Here is a 7,925-nt window from a genome sequence, read left to right on the forward strand (position 1 = left end):
CCCGGGTCCGCGCACCGACGGCCGCTCCGGCCGTTCCGCTCGTCCAGAAAGGTCCGTCATGCCCTCCGACACCCCCGGTTCCACCGCGGTCGACTCCCGCGCCGACGAGGCGCAGCAGCGCTACGCGTCCGCGATGATGCGGACGTTCGCCCCTCCGCTCGCCGTCCTGGAGCGCGGAGAGGGCTGCCGCGTCTGGGACGTCGACGGTCGCGAGTACCTCGACTTCCTCGGCGGCATCGCCGTCAACTCGCTCGGGCACGCCCATCCGGTCTTCGTGGAGGCGGTGAGCCGCCAGTCCGCGGCGATCGCCCACGTGTCCAACTACTTCGCCACCGCGCCGCAGATCGCGCTCGCCGAGAAGCTCCGCGAGCTCACCGGCGCGGGGGAGCAGGGGCGCGTCTACTTCGCGAACTCCGGGACGGAGGCGAACGAGGCCGCGTTCAAGCTGGCGCGACTGAACGTCGAGGGCGGGGCGCGCCCGCGCATCCTGGCGCTCCGCAACGCCTTCCACGGGCGCACCATGGGCGCCCTCGCGCTGACCGGCAAGGCCGCGATGCGGGCGCCGTTCGAGCCGATGCCCGCCGGGGTGGAGCACATCGACGCGAGCGTCGAGGCCCTCGAGTCCGCGCTCGACACCTCGGTCGCGGCCCTCGTCGTCGAGCCCATCCAGGGGGAGGCGGGGGTGATCCCGCTGCCCGACGGCTTCCTCGAGCGCGCACGGGAGTTGACCCGCGAGCACGGCGTCCTCCTGATCGTCGACGAGATCCAGACCGGGGTCGGCCGCACGGGCCACTGGTTCGCCTACCAGCGCTCCGGCATCGTCCCGGATGCGATCACCCTCGCCAAGGGTCTGGGCGGCGGGTTCCCCGTCGGCGCGCTCGTGACCTTCGGCCGGGCCTCGGAGCTGTTCCAGAAGGGGCACCACGGCAGCACGTTCGGCGGCAACCCTCTGGCGACCGCCGTCGCGGGAGCAGTCCTGGGCGAGATCGAGCGGGCCGGACTGCTGGCCAACGCCCGCGAGCGCGGTGAGCAGATCGTCCGGGCCGTCGACGCCCTGTCCTCTCCGCTCATCAGCGGCGTCCGCGGCGCGGGGCTGCTGCTGGGCATCGCCCTCACCGAGCCCGTCGCCGCGGAGCTCGCGGCGGCGGCACTCGCGGAAGGGCTCATCGTGAACGCCGCGAACGAGGCGAGCATCCGACTCGCGCCACCGCTGATCGTCTCGGCCGCCGACGTGGACGACTTCGCCGTCCGCTTCGCGCGGGCGCTCTCGACCCTCACCTCCGACCACTCCTCGACCGAAAGCGACCCGCTCCCGTGACCCGCCACTTCCTCCGCGACGACGACATCACCCCCGCCGAGCAGGCCGAGATCCTCGATCTCGCCCTCGAGCTCAAGCGCGACCGGTGGTCGAGGACGCCGCTCGAGGGTCCGCAGACCGTGGCCGTGATCTTCGACAAGTCCTCGACCAGGACCCGCGTGTCCTTCGCCGTCGGCATCGCCGATCTCGGCGGCGCCCCGCTGATCATCTCCACCGCTAGCAGCCAGCTCGGCGGCAAGGAGACGGCGTCCGACACCGCCCGGGTGCTCGAGCGCCAGGTAGCCGCGATCGTGTGGCGCACCTACGCGCAGTCGGGGCTGGAGGAGATGGCCCGCGGCACCCGCGTGCCCGTCGTCAACGCGCTGTCCGACGAGTTCCACCCGTGCCAGCTGCTGGCCGACCTGCTCACGATCCGCGAGCACCGCGGCCGCCTCGCCGGCCTCACGCTGACCTTCTTCGGCGACGGCGCGAGCAACATGGCGCACTCCTACCTGCTCGCCGGAGCGACGGCGGGCATGCACGTGCGGATCGTCTCGCCCGACACCTACGCGCCCGACCCCGAGGTGCTGGCCGACGCGCAGCGCATCGCCGCGACCACGGGAGGATCGGCGACGACGACGACCGACCCCGCCGCGGGCGCGACCGGCTCCGACATCGTGATCACCGACACCTGGGTGTCGATGGGCAAGGAGGAGGAGAAGGCGCAGCGCGTCGAGACGTTCGGCGCCTACCGCGTCGACGCCGGGACGATGGCGGCCGCGGCTCCCGACGCGCTCTTCCTCCACTGCCTCCCCGCGGACCGCGGGTACGAGGTGACCGCCGACGTGATCGACGGCCCGCAGAGCGTGATCTGGGACGAGGCCGAGAACCGCCTCCACGCCCAGAAGGCACTGCTCGTCTGGCTCCTCGAGCGCGCGGGCGAGACCGCCGCCGCTCAGTAGACTCGACAGCCGAACCGAGGAGAACCATGACGGAACGACCCTCCGCCCGTGCGGGCGAGGCCGGCGCGCTCTGGGGCGGCCGCTTCGCCGGCGGGCCCTCGCCCGAGCTCGCAGCCCTCTCGAAGTCCACGCACTTCGACTGGCAGCTGGCCGAGTACGACCTCGCCGGGTCCCGCGCCCACGCGCGAGCGCTCGCCGCCGCGGGGTACCTCGACGACGTCGAGCTCCAGCAGATGCTCGATGCCCTCGAGCGCCTGCGGGCGGACGTCGTCGACGGCCGCTTCGTCGCCGAGGAGTCCGACGAGGACGTGCACGGCGCCCTGGAGCGCGGCCTGATGATCGAGGCCGGCCCCGAGCTCGGCGGCAAGCTGCGGGCGGGCCGGTCGCGCAACGACCAGATCGCGACCTTCGTGCGGATGTACCTCCGCGACCACGCCGCCGTCGTCTCCGAGCAGGTCGTCCAGCTCATCGACGCGATCGCCGCGCAGGCGTCGGCGCACCCCTCCGCGATCATGCCGGGCCGCACGCACCTCCAGCACGCTCAGCCCGTGCTCCTGGCGCACCACCTGCTCGCGCACGCCTGGGCGCTGCTGCGCGACCTCGAGCGCCTGCGCGACTGGGGCGTGCGGGCCGACGTCTCGCCCTACGGGTCGGGGGCACTCGCCGGATCGACGCTCGGTCTCGACGCCGGCGCCGTCGCCACTGAGCTCGGCTTCGCCGCCAGCGTCCCCAACTCCATCGACGGCACGGCGAGCCGGGACCTCGTGGCGGAGTTCGCGTTCGTCGCCGCGATGATCGGAGTCGACGTCTCGCGTATCGCCGAGGAGATCATCCTCTGGAACACCCGCGAGTTCTCGTTCGTCACCCTCGACGACGGCTACTCGACGGGGTCGTCGATCATGCCGCAGAAGAAGAACCCCGACATCGCCGAGCTCGCCCGCGGCAAGGCGGGCCGGCTCCTCGGCAATCTGACCGGGCTCCTCGCGACGCTCAAGGCGCTGCCGCTGGCCTACAACCGCGATCTGCAGGAGGACAAGGAGCCGGTCTTCGACTCGGTCACCACCCTCGAGGTGCTGCTCCCCGCGTTCAGCGGGATGATCGCGACCCTCACCTTCCACACCGATCGCATGGCGGAGCTCGCACCCCAGGGGTACTCGCTCGCCACCGATGTCGCCGAGTGGCTGGTCAAGAAGCACGTGCCGTTCCGCGACGCCCACGAGATCACCGGCGAGCTGGTGAAGGCGGCGGAGCAGCGCGGCCTGGGGCTCGAGGAGCTCGACGACGAGGAGCTGGCCGCGGTCTCGCCGCTCCTCACGCCGGACGTCCGCTCGGTGCTCTCGCTCGAGGGCTCTGTCGCCAGCCGCGACGGAGTCGGCGGCACCGCCCCGGCGCGCGTCGCGGAGCAGCTGGCCCAGCTCACCGAACGGGTCCGCGTCGTGCGCTCGTCGCTCCGGGGGGAGCGCTGATGACGCTCCGCAAGGACGACGACGACGACCGGCGCCCGCTGCGCCCCGTGCAGCAGCGGATCCTGGTGGCCGTCGCCGTGGTGATCATCGTCGCCGTCGTCGTGGTCACGCTCGTCTCCGGTCAGAGCTTCTTCTAGGCCGTGACCCGGCCGATCGACCTCCGGCGCTCTGCGCTCGACGTGGCGCCGGACCTGCTGGGCTGCGTCCTCGTGCATCGCAGCCCGGAGGGTCCGGTCGCCGTGCGCCTCACCGAGGTCGAGGCCTACCTCGGAGTCGGCGAGGACCCGGGCTCGCACGCCTACCGGCGCCGGACCGAGCGCACGGCGCCGATGTTCGGCGAGCCGGGCACGATCTACGCGTACTTCACGTACGGCATGCACACGTGCGTGAACATCGTCTGCGCGCCAGCGGGAACAGCGTCGGCGGTGCTGCTGCGGGCCGGCGAGGTCGTGGAGGGCCTCCCCCTCGCGCGGTCCCGGCGCCCGGCGGTGCCGGACCGGGATCTCGCCCGCGGCCCCGCCAGGCTGACCCGCGCGCTCGGGGTGCTGCTGTCGGAGTCGGGGGATCCGCTCGAGGAGTCCTTCGAGCTGCGCCCGCGTCGGGCCGCCGTCGCGATCACCGCATCCCCTCGGACCGGAGTCGCCGGACCGGGCGGAGGCGAGGAGTACCCCTGGCGGTTCGCGATCGCCGGCGAGCCCACGGTGTCGCCGTACCGCCGGGCGGTGCCGCGTCGGCGCGCCGGTGGAGCTCAGCCCGCGAGGTAGAGCCGTGCGAGCGTCCCGAGCGCGGCCGACCACGCGAGGCTGGCGAGGGTGCCGATGATGAAGCGCTCGCGGGCCTCCGGTGAGGCCAGCTCGCTGAAGCGGCCGACGCCCTTGACCGCGACCACCACTGCGACGCCCTCGGGGATCCCGCTCATGAGGGCACCGGCGGTCGCGATGCGCTCGAGGACCCCGATGGTCGTTCCGCCGCGGAGCACCTCGATCGGCTGGCCGATGGCGCTGGGCGACGCGGTCGCCGCCGACGGAGATCGGGGCGCCGCGATCATGATGCCGCCGTGGGCGCCCGCCCGGGCGTCGGACGTCGCCAGATCCAGAGTCAGGAGCACTACGGGCCCGCCGCCGAGCACGGCGATCGCGAAGGCCGCCGTCGCGACGAGCAGGGCGACCGGCACCGGCGCGGAGGATCCCGCGAGTCCCGTGAGGAGGAACCCCGCCACCACTCCGCCGATCCCGATCCATGCGAGGACGGGCCGTCTCAGGCGCAGCGCGAGCGCCGTGCCGACGAGAGCCGCGACGAGGACGAGGACGACTCCCGTCCATGCGAGGGACTGCACGGAGGCGGCCACCGCGTCGGGGAGTGCGCTGGGTAGTGCGCTGGGGAGTGCGCTGGGGAGCATCGTCATCGCTCGGTCCTCTCGTCGGCGGGGTCGAGCGTACGGTCGACCACCGTCAGGAGCCGCGCGAGGGCCGCGGCGGCCGGGGCGTCCACGCGGGCACTGGCCGCGCGCACCCGCAGGCTCACGGCCTGCGGGGTGACGGCGAGATGCTCGGCCGCGTCCTTCTGGCTGCGCCCGGCGGCGAGGAGGTCGACGATCTCCCACCCCGCCTCGGACCGGGAGTCGCGCAGCTGCAGGAGCGGGTCGAACAGCGCCTGCGCGTCGGCGGGGGAGGGGAAGGCCGTCGACGCGTCGTCGGGATCCGTCGAGAAGCGGCTCGGTCGGGTCTTCGCGGCCTCGACCGCCCGACGCGCCGCGAAGTGCGCGGAGCCGGTCGCCGCACGAGTGGTGCGGGGGAGGGGGCGCTCCACCGGCCCCACGCCCAATCCGATACTCCAATGACCGGTCCGGTGCAGAGCCAGGACGAGGGCGACGACGACTTCCGCGCGGTCGAGGACGAACTGGAACTCGTCCCCCGCGGTCCTCTCGGGCGGAAGGACGAAACCGTCCGCATGCTCGAGGAGCAGTCGGGCGATGGCGTCGTCGACACGGTCACGGTCACGTCTGCTATCGCGCTGATCCGCAGTGATGACGAACACGAGCACCTCCTGCGACAAGGATCCAGGCTTGATCTCCCCACATCAAGCCCAGATGCTTGATAGCCAGCCCGGGCAGCGGCCGTGCGGGCGATACCCTGGACGCGTGATCGATCAGTCTGTCCACGGCTCCTCCGCGAACCCCCTGCTGGACGCGGCCTTCGAGACCGTCTGGGACGAGATCGTCTGGCGCGGATCCGTCCACGTCTCGACGGATCGCGACTCGCTCCGGGAGCTCCTCGCCGGCGACCCGATCACCTACTACTGCGGATTCGACCCGACCGCGCCGAGCCTGCACCTGGGCAATCTCGTGCAGCTCATCCTGATGCGCCGGCTCCAGCTGGCGGGCCACCGGCCGCTCGGTCTCGTCGGTGGCTCGACGGGACTGATCGGCGACCCGCGGCCCACCGCCGAGCGGACGCTGAACTCGCGCGAGACCGTGACGGAGTGGGTGCAGCGCCTCCAGGGCCAGGTCTCGAGGTTCCTCTCCACGGAGGGGGAGAACCCGCTGCGCCTGGTGAACAACCTCGATTGGACCGCGCCCCTCTCGGCGATCGACTTCCTCCGGGAGATCGGCAAGCACTTCCGAGTGGGCACGATGCTCAAGAAGGACGCCGTGAGCGCGCGGCTGAACTCGGACGCCGGCATCAGCTACACGGAGTTCAGCTACCAGATCCTCCAGGGACTGGACTTCCTCGAGCTCTACCGCCACTACGACTGCGTGCTCCAGACCGGGGGCAGCGACCAGTGGGGCAACCTCACGAGCGGGACCGATCTCATCCACCGCACGGAGGGCGACTCGGTGCACGCGATCGGCACCCCCCTGGTGATGAACTCCGACGGCACCAAGTTCGGCAAAAGCGAGGGCAACGCCGTCTGGCTGGACCCGGAGCTGACCAGCCCGTACGCCTTCTACCAGTTCTGGCTCAACGTCGACGACGACGACGTCGTCGACCGGTTGAAGGTCTTCACGTTCCTGCCCCGGGTCGAGATCGAACGTCTCGCCGAGGCGACCGCCGCAGCGCCTTTCAAGCGCGAGGCGCAGCGGGCCCTCGCGTGGGAGGTCACGTCGCTGGTCCACGGGGAGACGGTGACGCGCCAGGTGATGGACGCGGCATCGGCACTCTTCGGCCGCGGAACGCTCGAGGGCATCGACCCCTCGATCCTCCGCGGTGCGCTCGAGTCGGTGCGGACCATCGGAGCCGGGCGCGCGACGCCCGTGATCCAGGCCGTCGTCGACACCGGTCTCGCAGCGAGCCTGGGGGAGGCGCGTCGGGGCATTGCGCAGGGCGGGATCTCGGTGAACAACGTCGTCGTCACAGACGACGCCGCGGTTCTCGGCGACCTCCCGCTGATCGACGGCATCGCCGTGCTGCGCCGAGGCAAGAAGAGCTTCGCCGGCGCGTTCGTCGCCGAGAGCAGCTGACGAACCCGACACGCCCGGGTTCCGGGCGACTTGCGGGCCCGCGAAACATCGACGTAATGTAACCCCTCGTCACCCCAAAGGAGCGGCGAGCGAGAGTCGGACGCAGAGCGTCGAGACCCGGTCGTCGACCTCAAGCGGGGACCATCCCCTCGCTCCACCGCCCGCGAGAGATTCGTCTCTTGAAGGTCTCGGATCGCGAGCGTAAGATGTAAAGCCTCCGCAGGACCTCGGTCCCGCTTCGCTGCAGCACCGTCACCGGGAACGATGACGACGAGCGGGTGAAGGTGACGGAAGGTGATCGCGAGATCGCCGCGTTCGTGTAGACGAACTCCGCCGCTGACATCATGAAGACGCCGATTTGACACGGCGTGCGGACGTGCTAAGTTAGTCAAGTTGCCACGGGGGCGATCGGAACTGCGGTTCTGATAAGCATAACCGGTTCTGGCAACCACAATCAAATCGAGTGCCTCCGGGCCTCGATCGCAACATCTTCGATCACTCTCGTTGTGAAGCATCTTTTTTGGTGTGGAGGCGGGGTGTGTCCGATTCTTGAGAACTCAACAGCGTGCACTATGTTCAATGCCAATTTTATACCCCGGCCGGGTCTTGTGATCTGGTTGGGATTCCTTTGGAAATTGATGTCAGTAATGATGTCTTATTTGCTAGAGGTCAAACTTGACTTCCTTCTCTTCGGGGTTGGTTGTCGTAAATTTTTTTACGGAGAGTTTGATCCTGGCTCA

9 protein-coding genes are annotated in these 7,925 nt (G+C 70.8%); 7 read left to right on the top strand and 2 right to left on the bottom strand.

Features of this window, described 5'->3' with window-relative positions:
• Positions 1–58: 58 nt before the first annotated feature.
• The 5 genes from NB037_RS06000 to NB037_RS06020 are packed head-to-tail and all read left to right on the top strand — an operon-like array spanning position 59 to position 4,489.
• The gene (locus NB037_RS06000) at positions 59–1,318 is read left to right on the top strand and encodes an acetylornithine transaminase (protein ID WP_279308633.1); all 1,260 of its coding nucleotides are present in this window, start codon (positions 59–61) and stop codon (positions 1,316–1,318) included.
• A complete protein-coding gene (gene argF, locus NB037_RS06005) occupies positions 1,315–2,259 on the top strand; it encodes an ornithine carbamoyltransferase (protein WP_251944379.1) in 945 nt (314 codons plus the stop codon). The genes NB037_RS06000 and argF overlap by 4 nt, the downstream gene beginning before the upstream one ends.
• A gap of 26 nt (positions 2,260–2,285) precedes the next feature.
• Positions 2,286–3,725, top strand: a complete 1,440-nt coding sequence (gene argH / locus NB037_RS06010) for an argininosuccinate lyase (RefSeq protein WP_251944380.1) — start codon at positions 2,286–2,288, stop codon at positions 3,723–3,725.
• Positions 3,725–3,862, top strand: a complete 138-nt coding sequence (locus tag NB037_RS06015; protein ID WP_207405871.1) for a hypothetical protein — start codon at positions 3,725–3,727, stop codon at positions 3,860–3,862. Before argH ends, NB037_RS06015 begins: the two co-directional genes overlap by 1 nt.
• A 3-nt stretch (positions 3,863–3,865) precedes the next feature.
• Positions 3,866–4,489: a DNA-3-methyladenine glycosylase gene (locus tag NB037_RS06020; RefSeq protein ID WP_251944382.1), complete on the top strand. Its 624-nt coding sequence runs from the start codon at positions 3,866–3,868 to the stop codon at positions 4,487–4,489.
• Here the strand turns inward: NB037_RS06020 and NB037_RS06025 are convergent.
• Together NB037_RS06025 and NB037_RS06030 are read right to left on the bottom strand one after the other, a co-directional pair.
• A complete protein-coding gene (locus tag NB037_RS06025) occupies positions 4,474–5,130 on the bottom strand; it encodes a hypothetical protein (protein WP_251944383.1) in 657 nt (218 codons plus the stop codon). The two genes, NB037_RS06020 and NB037_RS06025, sit on opposite strands and share 16 nt — an antisense overlap.
• Positions 5,127–5,543, bottom strand: a complete 417-nt coding sequence (locus tag NB037_RS06030) for a hypothetical protein (protein WP_251944384.1) — start codon at positions 5,541–5,543, stop codon at positions 5,127–5,129. Before NB037_RS06030 ends, NB037_RS06025 begins: the two co-directional genes overlap by 4 nt.
• A gap of 18 nt (positions 5,544–5,561) precedes the next feature.
• Here NB037_RS06030 and NB037_RS06035 point away from each other — a divergent pair, with 18 nt between their 5' ends.
• Positions 5,562–5,822, top strand: a complete 261-nt coding sequence (locus tag NB037_RS06035) for a hypothetical protein (protein ID WP_251944385.1) — start codon at positions 5,562–5,564, stop codon at positions 5,820–5,822.
• 46 nt (positions 5,823–5,868) lie between these two features.
• Positions 5,869–7,185 carry a tyrosine--tRNA ligase gene (gene tyrS / locus NB037_RS06040; RefSeq protein ID WP_251944392.1) on the top strand — a complete coding sequence of 439 codons (1,317 nt, stop codon included), beginning with the start codon at positions 5,869–5,871 and terminating at the stop codon, positions 7,183–7,185.
• Positions 7,186–7,925: the final 740 nt, after the last annotated feature.

The organism is Rathayibacter rubneri (assembly GCF_023743255.1).
GTDB classification, from domain to species: Bacteria; Actinomycetota; Actinomycetes; order Actinomycetales; family Microbacteriaceae; genus Rathayibacter; species Rathayibacter rubneri.